Annotated in this window: 14 protein-coding genes and 1 tRNA gene; 6 read left to right on the forward strand and 9 right to left on the reverse strand. The window is 72.2% G+C overall.

All coding sequences use genetic code 11. From position 1 onward, the window contains the following. Positions 1-79 precede the first annotated feature (79 nt). Complete coding sequence (locus OG500_RS32495) at positions 80-310, forward strand: MbtH family protein (protein ID WP_327070410.1); 231 nt, start codon at positions 80-82, stop codon at positions 308-310. Beyond that, positions 307-1,545, forward strand: coding sequence for a cytochrome P450 (locus OG500_RS32500; RefSeq protein WP_327070411.1), 1,239 nt, complete (start codon positions 307-309; stop codon positions 1,543-1,545). The genes OG500_RS32495 and OG500_RS32500 overlap by 4 nt, the downstream gene beginning before the upstream one ends. Before the next feature lie 62 nt (positions 1,546-1,607). Here the strand turns inward: OG500_RS32500 and OG500_RS32505 are convergent, their stop codons facing one another. The 9 genes from OG500_RS32505 to OG500_RS32545 form a co-directional block, all read right to left on the reverse strand. Then, on the reverse strand, positions 1,608-2,624 hold the full coding sequence (locus OG500_RS32505) for an aldo/keto reductase family protein (RefSeq protein ID WP_329585341.1): 1,017 nt from the start codon (positions 2,622-2,624) through the stop codon (positions 1,608-1,610). Between the two features lie 106 nt (positions 2,625-2,730). Beyond that, positions 2,731-3,033 carry a hypothetical protein gene (locus OG500_RS32510; RefSeq protein ID WP_329585344.1) on the reverse strand — a complete coding sequence of 101 codons (303 nt, stop codon included), beginning with the start codon at positions 3,031-3,033 and terminating at the stop codon, positions 2,731-2,733. 90 nt (positions 3,034-3,123) lie between these two features. Further along, positions 3,124-3,197 (reverse strand) — tRNA-Met (locus tag OG500_RS32515). A gap of 63 nt (positions 3,198-3,260) precedes the next feature. Beyond that, the gene (locus OG500_RS32520; protein WP_327070414.1) at positions 3,261-4,298 is read right to left on the reverse strand and encodes an ROK family protein; all 1,038 of its coding nucleotides are present in this window, start codon (positions 4,296-4,298) and stop codon (positions 3,261-3,263) included. Positions 4,299-4,355: 57 nt separating this feature from the next. Continuing rightward, positions 4,356-7,400 (reverse strand): alpha-mannosidase, encoded by a 3,045-nt coding sequence (locus OG500_RS32525; protein WP_329585348.1) that lies wholly within the window; start codon positions 7,398-7,400, stop codon positions 4,356-4,358. Positions 7,401-7,458: 58 nt separating this feature from the next. Then, positions 7,459-8,718, reverse strand: a complete 1,260-nt coding sequence (locus OG500_RS32530; RefSeq protein WP_327070416.1) for a glycoside hydrolase 5 family protein — start codon at positions 8,716-8,718, stop codon at positions 7,459-7,461. A 37-nt stretch (positions 8,719-8,755) separates the two neighbouring features. Next, positions 8,756-9,679, reverse strand: a complete 924-nt coding sequence (locus OG500_RS32535) for a carbohydrate ABC transporter permease (RefSeq protein ID WP_327070417.1) — start codon at positions 9,677-9,679, stop codon at positions 8,756-8,758. Further along, positions 9,679-10,551: a carbohydrate ABC transporter permease gene (locus OG500_RS32540; protein WP_184933890.1), complete on the reverse strand. Its 873-nt coding sequence runs from the start codon at positions 10,549-10,551 to the stop codon at positions 9,679-9,681. Before OG500_RS32540 ends, OG500_RS32535 begins: the two co-directional genes overlap by 1 nt. Before the next feature lie 33 nt (positions 10,552-10,584). Next, positions 10,585-11,889 carry an ABC transporter substrate-binding protein gene (locus OG500_RS32545; RefSeq protein WP_329585355.1) on the reverse strand — a complete coding sequence of 435 codons (1,305 nt, stop codon included), beginning with the start codon at positions 11,887-11,889 and terminating at the stop codon, positions 10,585-10,587. A 163-nt stretch (positions 11,890-12,052) separates the two neighbouring features. Between OG500_RS32545 and OG500_RS32550 the strand changes: the two genes are divergently transcribed. The 4 genes from OG500_RS32550 to OG500_RS32565 all read left to right on the forward strand — a co-directional run bounded on the left by OG500_RS32550 (position 12,053) and on the right by OG500_RS32565 (position 19,346). Beyond that, positions 12,053-13,072 carry a LacI family DNA-binding transcriptional regulator gene (locus tag OG500_RS32550; protein ID WP_327070419.1) on the forward strand — a complete coding sequence of 340 codons (1,020 nt, stop codon included), beginning with the start codon at positions 12,053-12,055 and terminating at the stop codon, positions 13,070-13,072. A gap of 220 nt (positions 13,073-13,292) precedes the next feature. Beyond that, a complete protein-coding gene (locus OG500_RS32555) occupies positions 13,293-14,249 on the forward strand; it encodes a glycosyl hydrolase family 18 protein (RefSeq protein WP_327070420.1) in 957 nt (318 codons plus the stop codon). Between the two features lie 76 nt (positions 14,250-14,325). Beyond that, positions 14,326-18,564 carry an NEW3 domain-containing protein gene (locus tag OG500_RS32560; protein WP_329585360.1) on the forward strand — a complete coding sequence of 1,413 codons (4,239 nt, stop codon included), beginning with the start codon at positions 14,326-14,328 and terminating at the stop codon, positions 18,562-18,564. Beyond that, entirely contained in the window at positions 18,561-19,346 is a 786-nt protein-coding gene (locus tag OG500_RS32565; RefSeq protein WP_329585363.1) for a DUF7158 domain-containing protein, read from the forward strand. The genes OG500_RS32560 and OG500_RS32565 overlap by 4 nt, the downstream gene beginning before the upstream one ends. The last annotated feature ends 36 nt before the right edge of the window (positions 19,347-19,382 follow it).

Here is a 19,382-nt window from a genome sequence, read left to right on the forward strand (position 1 = left end):
CTTCCGTAGGACAGGCCCCGGCCGCCCCACAGACCCCCGGCGCACCACCAACTCCCTTACCCTGCACGGAGGAAAGACAGTGAGCGATCCCTGGGACGACACCGCCGGCACCTTCCTGGTCCTGGTCAACGACGAGGGCCAGCACTCGCTGTGGCCCGCCTTCACCGCCGTCCCGGCCGGCTGGACCACGGTGTGCGGACCGGTCACCCGGGACGAGTGCCTGGCGTACGTCGAGGAGAACTGGACCGACATGCGGCCCAAGAGCCTTGTCGACCACCCCACTGATCTCTCGGAGGCCCGATCCGCATGAGCGACATGGTGAACGAGTACCTGGACGACGCGACGACCGGCAAGCGCCCGCCGCGTCCCTACCCCTTCAGCGAGGCTGTGGCGCTGGACCTCGACCCGCTGTACGAGAAGCTGCGCGCCGAGGAGCCCGTGACGCGGGTCTCCTGCCCCTACGGCGAGGACGCCTGGCTGGTGACCACGCACGCGGACATGAAGACGATCCTCGGCGATCCCCGCTTCAGCCGCGCGCTGGCCGCCGAGCACGACGAGTCGCGGCTGACCCCGCTGCCGATCAACACCAGCATCCTGGGCATGGACTCGCCCGACCACCCCCGGCTGCGCCGCCTGCTCTCCAAGACGTTCACCATGCGCCGGGTCGAGCTGCTGCGCCCGCGGATCGAGCAGGAGGCGCACCGGCTGATCGACGAGCTGGTGGCCGCGGGCGCGCCGGGCGACCTGATGGAGGGCTTCGCGGTGCCGTTCGCCGGCACCGTGGTCTGCGACCTGCTGGGCGTGCCGTTCGAGGACCGCGAGCAGTTCCGCGGCTGGCTGGACGCCTTCTCCGCGACGACCGTGATGTCCGAGCAGGAGATCGAGGAGGACACCCAGCGGCTGTACGACTACATCGGCAAGCTGATGGTGCGCCGGCGCGAGGAGCCGCAGGACGACCTGATCAGCGCCATGGTCAAGGCCAGCGACGAGGAGGACAAGCTCTCCGAGAAGGAGCTGGTGGAGCTGGCCAGCGTGCTGCTGATCGCCGGCCACGAGACGGTCTCCTCCCAGCTCATCGACTCGCTGCACGTGCTGTTCGGCCATCCCGAGCAGCTGGCGGCGCTCGGGCGGGAGCCGGAGCTGCTGCCGGGCGCGGTGGAGGAGCTGCTGCGCTACGTGCCGCTCATCTCCCACGTCACCTTCGCGCGCTACGCCACCGAGGACGTCGAGCTGAGCGGCACGCTGGTGCGGGCCGGGGAGTCCGTGCTGCCCGCGATTCCCTCGGCCAACCGCGACGAGTCGGTCTTCGAGAATGCGGACCGGTTCGACGTCCGTCGCACGCCCAATCCGCACCTGGGATTCGGGTACGGAATCCACCGCTGCCTGGGCGCGCCGCTCGCGCGGCTGGAGTTGCAGGTGGCACTCGAAACGCTCTTCGCCCGGCTGCCCGGACTGCACTGCGCGGTCCCGGCGGCGGAGCTGGAATGGAAGGACGGCATGCAGGTGCGCAGCCTGCTGCATTTGCCGGTGAACTGGGCGGGCTGACAAGGCGAGGGCCTTTCCGGGGAAACGATCGGTTTCCCCGGAAAGGCCCTCGCGGCTGTTGGTCAGCCCACCCGCCAGGCGGGATCGGTGGGGCTGCTGTCGGTGGTCGCGGCCGGGTCGCGGCTGACCACCGGGTCGAGCACCGCGTCGATCGCGCTGAGCACCTCGGCGTCGAGCGTGACGCCGGCCGCCTTGGCGTTGTCGGTGATCTGCTCGGGCCGGGAGGCGCCGATCACGGCGGCCGAGACATTGGGGTGCTGGAGCACCCAGGCCAGCGAGAGCTGGGCCAGGGTCAGCCCGAGGTCGGCGGCGATCGGGTGCAGCCGCTGGACCCGGTGCAGGACCTCGTCGGTCAGCCAGGGCGCCAGCACCTCCGACCCGTCGTTGGAGTCGGTGGCCCGGGAGCCCTCGGGCCACTGCCCGCCCGGCAGGTACTTGCCGGTCAGCACGCCCTGGGCCAGCGGTGACCAGACGATCTGCCCCATCCCCAGCTCCTCGCAGAGCGGCATCACCTCGACCTCGGGCACCCGCCACAGGGCGCTGTACTGCGGCTGGTTGGAGACGAACGGGATCCGCAGCTCACCCGCGAGGGCATGGCCGCGCCGGATCTGCTCGGCGGTCCACTCGGAGACCCCGATGTAGTGCGCCTTGCCCGCGTGCACCACGTCGGCCAGCGCCGCCATGGTCTCCTCCAGCGGGGTGGAGGGGTCGAACCGGTGCGCCTGGTAGACGTCCACGTGGTCCATGCCCAGGCGGCGCAGCGAGTTGTCGATGGATTCCCGGATGTGCTTGCGGGAAAGGCCCATGTCGTTGCGCCCGGGACCGGTGGGCGCGAAGACCTTGGTGAGGATCTCCAGGCCCTCCCGGCGCTCGCCCTTCAGCGCCCGGCCGAGGGATTCCTCGGCCTGCGAGCCGGCATACACATCGGCGGTGTCGAAGGTGGTGATTCCGGCGTCGAGTGCGGCCCGCACACAGGCCAGCTCGGTTTCCTCACTCCTCGAAGAACTCCGGGTCAGCCAGTTGCCGTAAGCGAGCCGACTGACAATCAGGCCACTGCGTCCAAGGTGACGGAAATTCATATCACCACGCTAGCAACCGAGTTCCTCCCCCGGAGAGGAATGTGGAAATCGGAACCGCCGCCACGGGCACGGGGATCGACGGCCCGGCCGTCGTCGAGCCCTGCCGTCAGACGGCCTCGGCGCCGATGGCGCGCAGGACGTCGGCGAGCCAGACGAAGCCGTGGCCGATGACCCGGCCCTCGTCCGTGAGCATCGCTTCGAGGCCGTGCCACGACTCCGACACCATGCCGATCGTCGGCTCGGGCGGCTCGGCGCAGATGTCGGTCAGCGACGCGGTCGGGATCGACCAGAACGCGTCGGCGGGGAGCGCCAGTCGGCCACCGGGCGCCTGGGTCGAGACATGGCGCACCAGCAGGTCGAGCACCTCGCGCAGCCGGTCGAGCGGGATCTCGGTGGCGGGGTCGGTCACGGTTGCCTCCGGTGGCGCAGGAGTGGCGCGGGAAGGGAAAGCACAGTGGCCCGGCACACTGGGTGTGCCGGGCCACTGCGTGCTACTGAGTAGCGGGGACAGGATTTGAACCTGCGACCTCTGGGTTATGAGCCCAGCGAGCTACCGAGCTGCTCCACCCCGCGTCGGTGAACATGACTCTACGGCATGGCGGCGGTGAGGGGAAATCGGTTTCGCCGGGCCGCGCCTCACGGTCTGACCAGGGTGAGGGCCGCGGCGCCGATCAGGCCTGCGTCGGGGCCGAGTTCGGTGAGCCGCACCTCGAAGGGGCGGACGAAGGAGAGGGCGGCGTAGGTGTCCAGGTGGCGGCGGAGCGGGGCGAGCAGCAGGTCGCCCGCCCCGGCCACGCCGCCGCCGATGACGGCCAGCCGCAGGTCCAGCAGGGTGGCGGTGGCAGCGATGCCCGCGGCCAGCGCCTGGCCCGCGCGTTCGTAGGCGGCCAGCGCGAGCGGGTCGCCCTGGCGCGCGGACTCGGCGACGGCCGCGGCGTCGGTGGCGGCGTCCCGGGCCGCCGGGCGCCAGCCGGAGCGCAGCGCGTGGCGGGCGATGGCGGTGCCGCTGGCCAGCACCTCGACGCAGCCGCGCGAGCCGCACGGGCAGACCTCGCCGTTCAGGTCCACGCTCAGGTGGCCCAGGTGCCCGGCGTTGCCGCTGGGGCCGGGCCGCACGGCGCCGTCGAGCACCAGCCCGGCGCCGACCCCGGTGGAGACCACCAGGCAGAGCGCGTCGGCGCTGTCCCGGGCGGCCCCGCGCCAGTGCTCGCCGGCCGCCATCGCGACGCCGTCCCCGGCCAGCCGCACCGGCACGCCCTGCTCCGTCCCCGGCCCGGTCGCCCTGGCCAGCTTCAGCACCGCGGGGTCGGCGGCGACCCGTGCGACCAGCGGGAAGTCGCGCCAGCCGGCGATGTTGACGGGGCTGACCGTGCCGCGGGTGATGTCCACCGGTCCCGCGCAGCCGATCCCCACCGCCCGGACCTCGGACCAGCGCGGGTCCTCGGCCAGCTCGCCGAGGATCCGGTGGACCGTCAGCATGACCGCCTCGCCCGGGTCGTGGGCGTAGGTGGGCCGCTGGGCACGGTGCAGCAGGGTGCCCTGCTGGTCGACCAGCGCACCGGCGATCTTGGTGCCCCCGATGTCGAGGGCGGCGATCAGGCCGGTGGGTTGCTGTGCCGGGTGCGGGGCGGCGGGCTGCACGGCGGGCTGGGCGATGGACTCTTCGGTGGACATCGTGGGCCTCGGGAACTGGCGGGAGCCGGTGGACGACGGGACGGGTGGAGCGCGGCGCTACGCGGTGGCCCCGGTGCGGGTCAGGCGCAGCGTGACCAGCTCGAACGGGCGCAGGTGCAGCGCGATCCCATCCTCGCGCACCTGTGCCTCGGTGCCGAGCGGGCGCTCCAGCAGATCGCAGACCTGCACCGCGGTGTGCTCGAAGGAGGTGTGCAGCGTGGCCCTGGCCCGGCCGCCGTGCGCCTCGTAGAGCCGCACCACCACGTCGCCGCTCTCGTCGTCGGCCAGCTTGACGGCGCTGACCACCACTGCGTCGTTGTCCACGTGCACCAGTGGGGCGACCTCGGCGTCGCCGGGCACCCGCCGCTCGGGCAGGTTGATCCGGTAGCCCTCGCGCACCGCGTCACCGATCGTGGCGCCGGCCACCAGCGCGTGCCGGAAGCGGTGCAGGCCCTGGTCGGTGTGCGGGTCGGGGAAGCGCGGGGCGCGCAGCAGCGAGACGCGCACCGTGGTGGTGGTGCCGTGGTCCTCGGGGCGCACCGTGCGGGTCACGTCGTGGCCGTAGGTGGAGGCGGTGACCAGGGCCACGCCCCAGTCGGGCTCGGCGAAGTGCACGAAGCGGTGGTTGCAGGCCTCGAACTTGGCCGACTCCCAGCTGGTGTTGGTGTGGGTGGCGCGGTGCTGGTGGCCGAACTGGGTCTCGGAGGCGTAGCGCTCGGTGTGCAGGTCCAGTGGGAAGGCGGCCTTGAGGAACTTCTCCGTCTCGTGCCAGTCCACCTCGGTGTCCATGTCGAGCCGCTTGGTGCCGGCCGTCAGGGTCAGGGTCTGCACCACCTTCGAGGCGCCGAAGGAGCGGGTCACCCGCACCGCGACCGCCTCCGGCTGCTCGGCGGCCACCGTCAGCTCGTCCAGGCCGGTCAGGTCGGTGACGGTGTTGCGGTAGAACTGGTCGACGTCCCAGGCGTCCCACATGTTGGGGAAGTCCGGGTGGATCTGCAGCAGGTTGGCGGCGGTGCCGGGGGCGATGGTCTCGCGCTCCTGGGCCAGGTCGTAGACCGAGACGACCAGGCCGCGCCCGTCCACCGCGACCCGCAGCAGGCCGTTGTCCAGCAGGTAGCCGCCCTCGGGGCGCTGCTGGAGCGAGCAACTGCCGCGCCGGCCCGGGGTCGTCGGGCGCCCGCCGGCGGCCGGTACCCCGCCCCGCTCGTGCGGTGTCGCGTTGAAGACCACCTCGGTTCCTGACGTGGCGTCACCGGCCAGTGCCTGCTGGGCGCCCGCGATGATCCCGGTCAGCTCCTCGGCGACGGCGGCGTACGTCCGCTCCGCCTCGCGGTGCACCCAGGCGATCGAGGAGCCGGGCAGGATGTCGTGGAACTGGTGCAGCAGTACGGTCTTCCAGATCCGGTCCAACTCCTGGTAGGGGTAGGGGAGTCCGGCCTGAACGGCGGCAGTGGCCGCCCACAGCTCGGCCTCGCGCAGCAGGTTCTCGCTGGCCCGGTTGCCCTGCTTGGTCTTCGCCTGGCTGGTCAGGGTGGCGCGGTGCAGTTCGAGGTAGAGCTCGCCGACCCAGACCGGCGGTTCGGGGTACTCGGCCTGCGCCTTGGCGAAGAAGTCGGCGGGCTTCTCCCAGGTGACGGTGGCCGAGCCCTCCAGGTTCCGCATCCGGGCCGCCTTGGCGATCATCTCGCGGGTGGTCCCGCCGCCGCCGTCGCCCCAGCCGGTGGGCGCCAGCGAGTGGCTGGCCCGGCCCTTGTCCTTGAAGTTCCTTGCCGCGTGGGCGATTTCACTGCCCTTCATGGAGCAGTTGTAGGTGTCGATCGGCGGGAAGTGGGTGAAGATCCGGGTCCCGTCGATGCCCTCCCACCAGAAGGTGTGGTGCGGGAAGCTGTTGACCTGGCTCCAGGAGATCTTCTGGGTCAGCAGCCACTTGGAGCCGGCCGCCTTGATGATCTGCGGCAGGCCGCCGGTGAAGCCGAAGGTGTCGGGCAGCCAGGCCTCCTGGTTCTCGACGCCGAACTCCTCCAGGAAGAACCGCTTCCCGTGCACGAACTGACGGGCCATCGCCTCCGAGCCCGGCATGTTGGTGTCCGACTCCACCCACATCCCGCCGGCCGGCACGAAGCGGCCCTCGGCCACCGCCTGCTTGACCCGGTCGTACACCTCCGGCCGGTGCTCCTTGATCCAGGCGTACTGCTGGGCCTGGGACATGGTGTAGACGAAGTCCGGCTCGTCCTCCAGCAGAGCCGTCATGTTGGCGGTGGTCCTGGCCACCTTGCGGACCGTCTCGCGCAGCGGCCACAGCCAGGCGGAGTCGATGTGCGCGTGGCCCACCGCGCTGAGCCTGTGCGCGGACGGCACGGCGGGGGCGGCCAGCACCCCGGCCAGCTCGGCGCGGGCGGCGGCGGCCGTCGCTCCCACGTCCTGCAGGTCGACGGCGTCCAGCGCCCGCTCCACGGCGCGCAGGATCTCCCAGCGGCGCGGGCCGTCCACCGGCAGCTCGGCCATCAGCTCGCCCAGGACCTCCAGGTCCGCCACCAGGTGCCAGACGGTCTCGTCGAAGACCGCCAGGTCCATCCGGGCCAGCGTGTACTGCGGCTGGTCGCCGGCGGTCTCCTTGTCGCCCAACTCGGTGGGCAGGAAGGGGTGGTAGTCCAGGATGACCGGGTTGGAGGCAGCCTCCACGTGCAGCAGCACCTGCTCGCCGCCGGCTGCCGGTGCGGCCACCCGCACCCACTGGTTGCACGGGTTCAGGCCCTTCACCGGCGTGCCGTCGGGGCGGTAGACCAGGCCCTCGCACTGGAAGCCGGGCATGTTCTTGTCGAAGCCCAGGTCGATCAGGGCCTCCACGGTCCGCCCGGCCCAGGCCTCGGGCACCGTCCCCGAGACGGTCAGCCAGCTGGTGCCCCAGGGCGCGCCCCACGCGTCGCCGACCGCGATCGGCCTGCGGGGGGCGGCCAGGCCCTCGGCGACCGGGACCGGCTCGTCGGGGGCGGTCCAGATGCCGACCTCCAGCGGGACGGACTCCGGATAGACCGCGGGGCGGATGCGCTCGTCGAGTACGCGCTTGAGACGGGACTCGACCAGGCTGCGGTCGTCGTGCATGTGGGCTCCAGGAGAGGGCGAGGGTGGGGTGTGCCGGGTCGGATGACTCGAGGGTAGGTCAGGTGCGGTCGACGTCCTCGACCGTGACGACCTCGGTGATGCCGCGGGCCGTCAGGTGCGCCTGGTCGGCGGCGTGTTCGGCGAGCAGCGCGGTGGGCCGCGCGCCGTCGGCGGCCAGCCGCATGAAGGCCTCGAAGAAGGCGCCGCCGGGGGCGCAGGTGGAGCGCTTGGGCGCGTCGAGAGGCAGGTCGAGCACTAGCGCGGTGGTGCGCGGCAGCGGCCTGCGGCCGTTCGCGCGGGCCTCGGCGACCGCCTCGGCCAGCGCGCGCCCGGCCGGCTTGACCTGCTGGTCGTTGGTGAGCAGGCCCAGGCTGTACTCGAGTTCGGGGAAGTCGGCGAGCGAGCGGTCCACGTCGTGCGAGCACCACCAGGTGACGCCCCACAGGTCGGGGCAGTCCAGCGCGGCGGCCACCGTGGTGGCGGTGAAGCGGCCCGCCGCCTCGGGGGCGATGTGCGGGGCCGGTGCGCCGACCTCCTGCAGCCAGACCGGGCGGTGCGGGTCCTCGGCCCAGGCCTTGGACAGCTCGACCATGTACGCGGCGTGCTGGTCGCAGGCGGTGGAGTCGGCGCCGTAGCGCTGCGCGGTGCCGTTGAAGACCCAGGAGTGCACGGCGGTGGCGGCGCCGATCCGGGCGGCCTGTGCCGGGGTGAACGGGTGGTCGTCCTGGTACCAGGCCGCGTCGTACTCCGCGTGCAGGTGCAGCCGGCCCGGCGCGCCCTGCTCGCAGGCGGCCAGCACCCGGCGCAGCCAGGCGGCGGCCTGCTCCGGGGTGATCCGGTCCGGGTCGGGGTGCGGATCGCCGGAGAACTGGTTGATCTCGTTGCCGATCGTCAGGCCCAGGAAGTTGGGCCGCTCGGCCAGCGCGCCGGCCAGGGTGCGCAGGTAGTCCTCCTGCCCCTCGACCACCTCGGGGTCGGTGAAGATGTTGCGCCGGTGCCAGGTGGCCGTCCACGAGGGCAGGAAGTCGAAGCTGGACAGGTGGCCCTGCAGGCCGTCCACCGCGACGTCCAGGCCGCGTTCGCCCGCCGCGTCCACCAGCGCGACCAACTGCTCGACGGCGCGCGGGCGGATCAGCGTGCGGTTGGGCTGGAAGAGCGGCCAGAGCGGGAAGACCCGCAGGTGGTCCAGGCCCAGCCCGGCGATCGAGTCCAGGTCGGTGCGCACCGCGTCGAGGTCGAAGTCGAGCCAGTGGTGGAACCATCCCTTGGCCGGGGTGTAGTTGACGCCGAACCTCGGCGCGTCGATCGCGTCACTCATGAGTAGTCTCAGTTCTCCGGTACGTGTCGGCTGGTCATCAGCCCTTCACCGCGCCCTCGCCGACGCCGCGGAAGAAGAACCGCTGCAGTGCCACGAAGAGCGCCAGGATCGGCAGCAGGGCGATCATCGCGCCGGCCGCCAGGGTGCGCGGATCGGCCGAGAAGACGTTCTGCAGGTAGGAGAGGCCGACGGTGAGGGTGAGCTTGTCGGGGCTCTGCAGGACCAGCAGCGGCCACAGGAAGTCGTCCCAGGCGCCGATGAAGGTCAGGATGGCGACCACGCTCAGCGTGCCCTTGACGCTGGGCAGCGCGATGTAGCGGATGCGCTGCCAGACGGTGGCCCCGTCGATCACCGCGGCCTCCTCCACGTCGGCGGGCAGGGCCAGGAAGGCGTTGCGCATCAGCAGCACGTTCAGCGCCCCGATCATGGCGGGCAGCGCCACGCCGATCAGCGAGTTGCCGAAGCCGAGCTTGGTCACCGTCTGGTACTGCGAGATGATGGTCACCTCGCCGGGCAGCACCAGGGTGGACAGGAACAGGCCCAGCACCAGCCGTTGGCCGCGGAACCTCAGCCGGGCCAGCGCGTAGCCGGCGGCGGTGGCGCCGAGCAGGTTGCCGCCCACGCAGAGCGCCGCCACGATGATCGAGTTGAGCGCGAAGTGCCCGATCGGCACGGCCCGCGCCACCTTGCCGTAGTTGGCGAAGGTCGGGTGGTGCGGCAGCAGTTGCGGGGTGGCGGTGTAGACGTCCTCGAAGGCGCTCTTCAGCGAGGTGGAGAGCTCCCAGAGCATTGGCCCGACCGTGACGGCCAGGATCACCAGCAGGGTGAGGTAGCGGGCGGTCAGGCCCAGCGGGGTCACCGCGTCGAAGACGGGGGAGCGGCGCCGCCCGGGCCCGCGCCTGGCGGCGGGGGCCGGTGCGGGGGCGGGCGGGGCGTCGACCCGGTCGGACAGGGCGGTCATCAGTCGGTCCTCCGGTTCCAGCGGGCCAGCAGCAGCAGCGGGCCGATGGTCAGCACGAAGAGCAGCACGCTGAGCGCGGAGGCGTAGCCGAGCCGGCCGTCGCTGCCCGAGGCGGCCTGCTGGATCAGCATCACCAGCGAGACGTCCTGGCCGCCGATGCCGCCGGTGCGTCCGCCGAGGATGTACAGCTCGGAGAAGGTGCGCATGGCGTTGACCGCGATCAGCACCGAGACCAGCGCCATGGTGCCGCGCACACCGGGCACCGTCACCGCCCAGAAGCGGCGCACCGTGCCGGCGCCGTCCACTGCGGCGGCCTCGTGCAGCTCTCGGCGCACGTTCCCGAGCGCCGAGAGGTAGAGCACCATGTAGTAGCCCAGGCCCTTCCAGACGGTGAGCGTGATGGCGCTGAAGAGCAGCAGCCACCGGTCGGTCAGGAAGGGCACGGTCGAGTGGATCAGGCCCATCTGCTTGCCGAGCCCGTTGACCAGGCCCCGGTCGTCCAGCAGCCACTGCCAGATCAGCGCCACCACCACGGCGGAGGCGATCACCGGGAAGTAGAAGACGGTCCGGAAGAAGCCCATGAACGGCAGGGTGCGCTGGACCAGCATGGCCAGCAGCAGCGGCAGGAAGGTCAGCAGCGGGACGCAGACCGCCATGAAGATCAGCGTGTTGAGGATCGCGTCGCGCAGCAGCGGGTCGTGCCACATCAGGGCGTAGTTGTGCACGCCGATGAACTGCCCGCCGCTGAGGGTGTGCACGTTGGTGAACGAGAGCACACCGGTGTTGATCGCCGGCCAGAGGCTGAAGACGGCGAGCCAGATCAGCGCGGGGGCGATCAACAGCCAGGGGGTGTACCAGCGGTGGGCCTTCATCGGGTCCTCCAGGAAGCGTGGCGGATCACTGGCTCACTGACCGAGCAGCTGGTTCGCCCGGTTGGCGGCGTTGTCCAGGGCCTGCTTGGCCGACTCCTTCCCGGTCATCGCCAGGGCGACCTGCTGGTTGAGGTAGGTGTCCATGGCGTCGGTCCACTGCGGCGGGGTGAAGTTCACCGCCTTCTGCATGTCCTGGTAGGCGATCACCGAGGCGTCGCCCTGCGGGGTGCCGTCGCTCTTGCTGTAGGCCGGGTCGTTGGCCGAGGCGGCGCTGCCGGGCAGGTAGCCGGGGGCCAGCTTGACGAAGGCGACCTGGTTCTCGTTGTCGGTGACGAACTTGCCGAAGGCCAGCGCGAGCGGCAGGTTCTTGCTCTTGGCGGAGACCGACAGGCCCTGGACGTAGAGCGGGGCGGTGTCCAGCGCGGGGGAGGGGACGATCTGCGGGGCCAGGCTCGGGTTGCTCTGTCCGACGCTGGTGATGAAGTTGCCGCCGGCCACCGTCCAGCCCACCTGCTGCTTGTTGAACAGCGCGGAGTTGCCCTCGTAGGTGCTGGTGAGCACGTTGGAGGGCAGGTAGCCGGCCGCGTAGGCGGCGGTGTACTTGTCCAGCATGGCGGCTGCGCCGTCGGTGTTGAAGGTGAACTTCTTGCCGTCCGGGCTCATCAGCGGGGTGCCGGAGTTCACGATGTCCGACAGGCCGGGCGGGCGGCTCATCAGGTAGTCCTTGCCACCCGACTTGTCGTGCATGATCTTGGCCTGGGCGACCAGCTCGTCGAAGGTCTTCGGCAGGTTGTTCGGGTCCAGGCCGTCGCGCTGGAGCATCCCCTTGTTCCAGTAGCTGACGTCGGTGCCCAGGTACCAGGGCAGGCCGAAGCCGTCGGGGCCGATGTCGGAGTAGGTGTAGGCGGCCAGGCCGCTGTGCACGTAGTCCTGCGACAGGGTCGGCACGTTCTTGCTGAGGTCGAGCAGTGCGCCCACCTTGGCGACCGAGTGCGCGATGTCCGGCGGAAGGTTGATCACGTCTGGCAGGCTGTTGCTGGTCACCTGGCTGGTCACCTTGTCGGCGTAGCCGTCACCGGGCTGGTCGACCCAGGTGATCGTGGTGCCCGGGTGCTGGCTCTCGAAGTCCTTGATCAGGCCGTTGAAGTAGGGAGTGAACTTGTCGTTCTTCAGCGACCAGGTCTGGAAGGTGATCTCGCCCTTGATCGGGGCGTCCGCCGCGACGGTCTGCTTGGCGGCGCCCGAGTCGCTGCTGCTGCCGACGCCGCAGCCCGTGAGGGTGGCTGCGGTGAGGGCCGCGAGGGCTGCGAGGGTGATGCCGGCCTGGATTCTTCGCATCGATAACTCCTGGTCCTGCCCGACGAGGTGAGGGAGGTTCGAGGGTGGGTGCGGGGGGAAAGCGGGGGCTGAGTGGGTGCTGAAGCGATTTACTAAACCGGTCCAGTTGATGGTGGACTATGCTCCAGCACGGCAAAGGTGTCAAGAGAGGAAACAGAACACGATGGGCAGACCGACGATCGCCGACATCGCCCGACAGGCGGGGGTGTCCAAGGGCGCGGTGTCGTTCGCTCTCAACGGACGCCCAGGGGTGAGCGAGGAGACCCGCACCCGGATCCTGCGCGTCGCGGAGGAGATGAAGTGGCGCCCGCACAGCGCGGCCAGGGCGCTCGGCGGGGCGCGCGCCGGCGCGGTCGGCCTGGTGCTGGCGCGCCCGGCGCGCACGCTGGGGCTCGAACCGTTTTTCGCCCAGCTGCTCTCCGGCCTGCAGGCCGGACTCTCGGTGCACTCCACCGCGCTGCAGCTGCTGGTGGTCGAGGACACCGCCGCCGAGATCGAGGTGTACCGGCGCTGGGCGTCCGAGCACCGGGTGGACGGCTTCGTCCTGGTCGACCTGCAGGTGCGCGACCCGCGGATCGAGGTGCTGGAGGAGCTCGGCATGCCCACCGTGGTGCTGGGCGGCCCCGGCAAGCACGGGAGGCTGCCCAGCGTCTGGGCCGACGACCGGGAGGCGATGCTCTCGATCGTGGAGTACCTGGCCGCGCTCGGGCACCGCAGGATCGCCCACCTGGCCGGCCTGCCCGCCTTCCAGCACACCCAGCGCCGGATCCGCGCGCTGCGCGACGCGGCCAAGCGGCTGGGCCTGACCGAGGCGCTCTCGCTGCCCACCGACTTCAGCGACGCCGAGGGGGCCGCCGCCACCCGGACCCTGCTGGCCCGCCGGGAGCGGCCGACGGCGATCATCTACGACAGCGACGTGATGGCGGTGGCGGGGCTCGGGGTGGCCACCGAGATGGGTGTGGCGGTGCCCGCCGAGCTCTCCGTCGTCTCCTTCGACGACTCGGTGCTGGCCAGGATCGTGCACCCGCCGCTGACGGCGCTCTCCCGGGACACCTTCACGCTCGGCGAGCAGGTGGCCAGGACGCTGCTCGCGGTGATCGACGACCCGGAGTCGGCGGCCGACCTCAAGACGCCCACCCCGCGGCTGACGGTGCGCGAGAGCACGGCGATGCCGCGGCGCTGAGGGCGCGGGCCGCGGCACCGAGGGCTCGGGCGGTGCGCCGAGGGCGCCGGCGGTGGCCGAAAGGGCAGCGAAACCGGCCGAAGACACCGCAGGCGCCGTCGAGAACAGTCGATGGCATTGACGGGTGAGCTAAATCGCTTTAGCGTCCCGGGGCGGAGCGTCCGACGATCGGCGGACGCTCCGCGACCACCCTCATCCACCCCCACACCGGGAGGTAACCATGTCGGGTCGCCTCGCTCGTGCCTGCACGGCCCTGCTCGCGGTCGGCGCCCTCGCGCTCACCGCAGGCCAGGCCAGTGCCCACGCGCCCGCCGACAGCGGTACCCAGCACAACGCCACCGCGCTGCACCACCGCGGCACCCCCGCCCACCACGTCGTCGCCTACTACCAGACCCAGTACAGCAACGGGAGTTACGTCTCGCCGCTGCCGCTGAAGAACACCGCCACCGACATCGACGTGGCCGCCTTCCACCTCAACGCGGGCAAGAGCATCACGCTCAACGACGACCCGCCGTCCTCGTCGAAGTACACCCGGATGTGGCAGGACCTCGCCACCCTGCAGCAGTCCGGCGCGCACGTGGAGGCGATGCTCGGCGGCGCCGCCCAGGGCAGCTACGCCGACCTGCACAACGACTTCAACACCTACTACCCGCAGCTGCGCGACACGCTGCGCACCTACCACTTCGACGGGGTCGACCTCGACATGGAGGAGACCTTCTCGCTGGCCGACACCGAGCACCTGATCAACCAGCTGCGGACCGACTTCGGCAGCGGCTTCATCATCAACCTCGCGCCGGTGGCCAGCGACCTGTCCGGCGGCTCGAACTTCTCCGGCGGCTTCAGCTACAGCCAGCTCGACCAGGACATGGGCAGCAAGATCTCCTGGTACAACGCCCAGTTCTACTGCGGCTGGGGCGACCTGGGCGACACCTCCGCCTACGACGCCGTGATCCAGAACGGCTTCGACCCCTCCCGGGTGGTCGCCGGCACGGTGACCAACTCCGCCAACTGCTCGGGCTACATAGACCCGGGCCAGCTGGCCGGCACGCTGGGCTCGCTGGTCGGTGAGTACGCCAACTTCGGTGGCGTGGCGGGCTGGGAGTACTTCAACGCCGTTCCGGTCAACGGCACCGGCCCGGCCTCCTGGTACGCCGCGGCCAAGCGCGCGATGGGCTGAAGGCCGCCCAACTCGCTTGGTAGTCACACCGCATAGCCGTTCCACCGTCTGACTGTTCAGCAGAGAGGATCGACCCGTGCCGGTCGCCATCACCGCCGTCGAATGCACCGACCTGTTCGTCGGCACCGCACAGGCACCCCACCAGGTGCTGCGGGTGACCATCGAAGGCCCGCCCACCCCGATCGCGGTCCACGGACCGGGTGTGCGGGGCGCAGCGACCGGCACGGGCACGGTCGAGATCCCGCTCGACCTGCCCGCGGACGCCGCCCCGGGCGCCGAACTCCCGGTCACCGTCACGGCGGGGGAGGCGAGCGCCGAGGCCGTGGTCACGGTCGCCGAGCCGGGCTGGACCATGTACCTGGTCTCGCACTTCCACTACGACCCGGTGTGGTGGAACACCCAGGCCGCCTACACCTCCCCGTGGGAGCTGCTCTCCGGCGACGCCACCACCCGCCCGCTGTGGGAGCGCAACGGCTTCGCCCTGGTGGACGCCCACCTGGAGCTGGCGCTGCGGGACCCGGTCTACAAGTTCGTGCTCGCCGAAGTCGACTACCTCAAGCCCTACTTCGACCAGCACCCGGAGCGCCGCGCCGATCTGCGCCGGCTGCTGGAGCGCGGCCAGGTGGAGCTGGTCGGCGGCACCTACAACGAGCCCAACACCAATCTGACCGGTGCCGAGACCACCATCCGCAACCTGGTCTACGGCATCGGCTACCAGCGCGAGATCCTGGGCGGCGACCCGCAGACCGCCTGGCAGCTGGACGTCTTCGGCCACGATCCGCAGTTCCCCGGCTACCTGGCCGACGCGGGCCTGACCGGCAGCGCCTGGGCCCGCGGTCCCTTCCACCAGTGGGGCCCGATCCAGAAGAACTTCCAGGTGGCCAAGGACGACGCCACCGTGATGCAGTTCCCCAGCGAGTTCGAGTGGCTCTCGCCCTCGGGGCGCGGCGTGCTCACCCACTACATGCCCAACCACTACTCGGCCGGCTGGTGGATGGACTCCTCCGCCGACCTGGCCACCGCCGAGGCGGCCGTCTACGAGCTGTACCGCAAGCTCAAGCCGGTCGGGGCGACGAAGAACCTGCTGCTGCCGGTCGGCACCGACTACACCCCGCCGAACAAGTGGGTCACCGAGATCCACCGCTCCTGGGCCCAGAAGTACCTCTGGCCGCGGTTCGTCTGCGCGACCCCGCGCGACTTCCTCACCGCGGTGCGCGAGGAGCTCGCCGCGACCGGGCGCCGGCCCAGCCCGCAGACCCGCGACATGAACCCGGTCTACACCGGCAAGGACGTCTCCTACATCGACACCAAGCAGGCCCAGCGGGCCGGTGAGGTGGCGGCGTTGGACGCCGAGAAGCTCGCCACCCTGGCGGCGCTGCAGGGGCTGGGCGGCTACCCGCAGGCCGCGCTCGACAAGGTCTGGCGCCACCTGGCCTACGGCGCGCACCACGACGCGATCACCGGCTCGGAGTCCGACCAGGTCTACCTCGACCTGCTCGGCGGCTGGCGCGAGGCGCACGACCTGGCCGCCCAGGTGCGGGACACCGCGCTCGACGCGCTGGTCGCCCGGATCGACACCGCCGGCGAGGGCCGGCACGCCGTGGTGGTCACCAACACGCTCTCCTTCGACCGCTCGGGCACCGTCGCGGTTCAGCTGCCCGCGGGCCTGACCCAGGTGCGGGTGCTGGACGACAGCGGCGCGCCGGTGGCCTGCGCCGTCGACCGGGGCACCCTGTACTTCCACGCCGGCCTGGTGCCCGCGCTCGGCTGGCGCACCTGGCGCCTGGTCGACGGACCGTCGGACGCCCTGTGGCAGGCCGCCGACGGCCTGACCGTCGAGAACGCGCGCTACCGGGTCACCGCCGACCCCGAGCGCGGCGGCGGGCTGAGCAGCGTCCACGACAAGGTGCACGGGCGGGAGTTGATCAGCCCCGAGCAGATCGGCAACGAACTGCGGATGTACGAGGAGTACCCGCAGCACCCGGACTTCGGCGAGGGCCCCTGGCACCTGGTCCCCAAGGGTCCGGTGGTGGGCTCGCGGGCCGGCGCTGCCGAGGTGCGGCGCGAGACCGGCCCGCTCGGCGAGCGGCTGGTGGTCACCGGCACCGTCGACGGCCTGGCCTACGAGCAGACCGTCACGCTGTGGCAGGGCGTGCCGCGGGTCGACTGCCGCACCCGGGTGATCGACCACACCAGCGCCGACCGCCTGCTGCGACTGCGCTTCCCGCTCGACCTGCCGGGCACCCTGCCGGTCAGCGAGGTGGCCGACGCCGTGGTCGGACGTGGCTTCGCGCTGCCCGACGTGGACGTGGCCGAGGCGCCCTGGACGCTCGACAACCCGGCCAACACCTGGTTCGGCCTCAGCGCCACCGCCCGCGTCAGGCTCACCGGCCCGGGCGGCGAAGCGCTGGGCGAGCGCGCGCTGGGCGTCGCGGAGGTGATCGTCCCCGAGCTGGCGGCCGCCGCCGACGCCCGCGACCTGGTGGTCGCGCTCGCCGCGGCCGGGGTCACCGCGACCACCGCGAGCGCCGACTGGTCCAGGTACGGCTGGCTGGACGTCGACTCCAACCTGCCGGACTTCCGGATCGTCCTCGGCGGCCCCGAGACCAACGCCGCCGCGGCCGAGTTGCTGGAGCGGGCCGGCGCCGACCACGCGGCCGTGCTGGCCGAGCACGGCCGGGTCTGGGTGCCCGCCGACAAGCCGCTGACCGAGGTCTGGCAGCCGGGCGCCGACCTGCGCGACCTGCGCGCGCTGCCCGCCCTGGTGGTCCTCGACCCCGGGCCGCTGGCCGCCGACCTGGCCGACGCCCGGATCGAGGCGGTCTGCCCCGGTGAGCTGCCCGCCACCGAGCAGCTCACCGACCACACGGCGGCACTGCTCACCTACGGCCTGCCCGGCTTCGCGGTCGACCCCACCGGCGCGCTGCACCTGTCGCTGCTGCGCTCCTGCACCGGCTGGCCCTCCGGGGTCTGGATCGACCCGCCGCGGCGCACCGTGCCGGACGGCTCCTCCTTCCAACTCCAGCACTGGACGCATGACTTCAGCTATTCGCTGGTCTCCGGCGCGGGCGACTGGCGGGAGCTGACGCTGCCCGCGCAGGGCCAGGAGTTCAACCACGACCTGCTCGCCCGGGTGGTGCCGGCCAAGGACGGGGCGCTGCCCGCGACCCGGTCCTGGCTGCGGGTCGAGCCGGCCCGCGAGGTGCGGCTGAGCACCCTCAAGCCCACCGGCGACCCGATCGCCGCCGGGTCGGCCGCCGTGCTCGACCCGGCCGCCGGGATCACCCTGCGGCTGGTCGAGTCCACCGGCCTGGGCCGCACCGCGCGCCTCAGCGGCGCGCTGGAGTTCGACGGCCTGCACCGGGCGGACCTGCTGGAGCGCCCGCAGGCACCGGTGACGGGCGAGCTGGAGCTGACCGGGGCGCAGGTCGCCACCCTCACCGCCCGCCCGCTCGGCCCGGTGGGCGGTGCGGCGGGTGGCCCGGCGGGTGGCGCGGCCTGCGGTGAACCGCTCGGCCCGGTCGGTGAGATCGCCCAGCCCGTGCACGCCCGCTACTGGCTGCACAACCGCGGCCCGGCCCCGATGGGCTACCTGCCGGTCTCGGTGGGCGTCAGCCCCGGCCTGCTGACCTGCGGCGAGGCCGCGGGCGAGGCGCTGGAGCTCTCCGTGGTGCTCGCCTCGCACCTGCGGGACGCGGCGGTGGAGGGCACCGCGGAGGTGATCGCGCCGGACGGCTGGCAGGTCGACCTGCGCCGCCGCCCCTACCGCCTGGACGCCGCCGGGCACCTGCGCTTCCCGGTCACCGTGACCCCGCCCGCCGGCACGCCGGCCGGCCTGTACTTCGTCGCGGTGCGCACCGAGCACGCGGGCCAGCGGATCGAGGACGTGGCCACCGTCGCGGTCGGCGACCTGCCCGAGCTGCTGCCGGCGCCCGGCGAGCCGCTGGACGACTGGGGCAAGGCGCAGGGCACCGGTTCGGAGATCGGGCGCGACACCGGGCTGCTGGTGGAGTCCGCCGCCACCGAGCTGCGGGTGGCGCCCGGCGGGCGGGGCTGGCTGGAGGTGGTCCTCACCAACCGCACCCGGGGTGAGATCCGCGGCGAGCTGCAGACCGTCTCGCCGTGGGGCACCTGGACGGCGCTCGGCGCGCCGGTGGCCGGCTTCAGCCTGGCACCGGGGGAGCGGCAGACCTTCGGCTTCGAGGTCGCGCCGCCGCTGGACATGGACCCGGGCTCCTACTGGGCGGTCACCAAGGTGATGTGGTTCGGCCGCTGCCAGTACGCGCCCACCGTCGCCCTGGTGGTGGCGCCGTGACGGCCGTGCCGGTGCTGGCCGAACCGGTCGACCTGATCGGCCTGTTGGACGGACGTCCGCTGCCGCGCACCGAACTCGACCGCCGGCTTTCCGCGTTGCGCGAGGGCCCGCGTGCTTCGGCGCTGCCCGCACCCGGCAGCGCCGAGGACCGGCAACTGACCCGCTGGGTGGCCCAGGTGGTGCTCACCGAGCAGCTCTGCCGGGCCGAGGCCCTCGCGCGCGGCCTGGACTGCTCCGCCACCGAGCCGGTGCGCCTGGACCAGCGGGCCGCGGTCGAGCTGGGCTCGATCGCGGCGGCGGCCTACGAGGGCAGCGCCGCCGTCCGCGCGGTCTTCGCCGCCGTGACCGCCGACGTCGACGCCACGCCGGCCGAGGTCGCCGCCTACCGCGCCGTTGTCGCGGGCAGCCGCGCCCCGGTCGCCGAGCGCTGGCAACTCGCCACCCCTGATGGCGACTTCGAGGCCGACCCGGCGAGCCTGCCGGTCGGCCTGGTCGCCGCCCTGCGCAGCGCCCCGGCGGGGGAGACGGTCACCGTGGGAGCCTGGACGGCGGCCCTGACCGGCCGGACGGCCGAGCAGGCGACGGAGCAGGCGGCCGCTGGGGCGAGCGCCCGGGCGGCCGACCGGGCGAGTGACCAGGCGGCCGAGCAACTGCGCGACTGCGCGCGGCGGATCGCCTTCGTCCGCTGGCTCGACCGGGCCCGCGCCGAACGCCTCACTCTGGTCCCGGGGCTGGAGCACCCGGGCGACCCGGCTCAGCCGGACAACCACCACCGGCACTGACCGGGCCCCGCCCGGTTCTGTGCATCGAAAAGTCGT

This window comes from Kitasatospora sp. NBC_01250 (genome assembly GCF_036226465.1).
Lineage (GTDB): Bacteria > Actinomycetota > Actinomycetes > Streptomycetales > Streptomycetaceae > Kitasatospora.

What these genes read in the sequence shown, in the direction of transcription:
- OG500_RS32500 (WP_327070411.1), top strand. Translation starts at nt 307, where the DNA reads ATGAGCGACATGGTGAACGAGTACCTGGACGACGCGACGACCGGCAAG.
- OG500_RS32505 (WP_329585341.1), bottom strand. Translation starts at nt 2,624, where the DNA reads ATGAATTTCCGTCACCTTGGACGCAGTGGCCTGATTGTCAGTCGGCTC.
- OG500_RS32520 (WP_327070414.1), bottom strand. Translation starts at nt 4,298, where the DNA reads ATGTCCACCGAAGAGTCCATCGCCCAGCCCGCCGTGCAGCCCGCCGCC.
- OG500_RS32525 (WP_329585348.1), bottom strand. Translation starts at nt 7,400, where the DNA reads ATGCACGACGACCGCAGCCTGGTCGAGTCCCGTCTCAAGCGCGTACTC.
- OG500_RS32530 (WP_327070416.1), bottom strand. Translation starts at nt 8,718, where the DNA reads ATGAGTGACGCGATCGACGCGCCGAGGTTCGGCGTCAACTACACCCCG.
- OG500_RS32535 (WP_327070417.1), bottom strand. Translation starts at nt 9,679, where the DNA reads ATGACCGCCCTGTCCGACCGGGTCGACGCCCCGCCCGCCCCCGCACCG.
- OG500_RS32540 (WP_184933890.1), bottom strand. Translation starts at nt 10,551, where the DNA reads ATGAAGGCCCACCGCTGGTACACCCCCTGGCTGTTGATCGCCCCCGCG.
- OG500_RS32545 (WP_329585355.1), bottom strand. Translation starts at nt 11,889, where the DNA reads ATGCGAAGAATCCAGGCCGGCATCACCCTCGCAGCCCTCGCGGCCCTC.
- OG500_RS32550 (WP_327070419.1), top strand. Translation starts at nt 12,053, where the DNA reads ATGGGCAGACCGACGATCGCCGACATCGCCCGACAGGCGGGGGTGTCC.
- OG500_RS32555 (WP_327070420.1), top strand. Translation starts at nt 13,293, where the DNA reads ATGTCGGGTCGCCTCGCTCGTGCCTGCACGGCCCTGCTCGCGGTCGGC.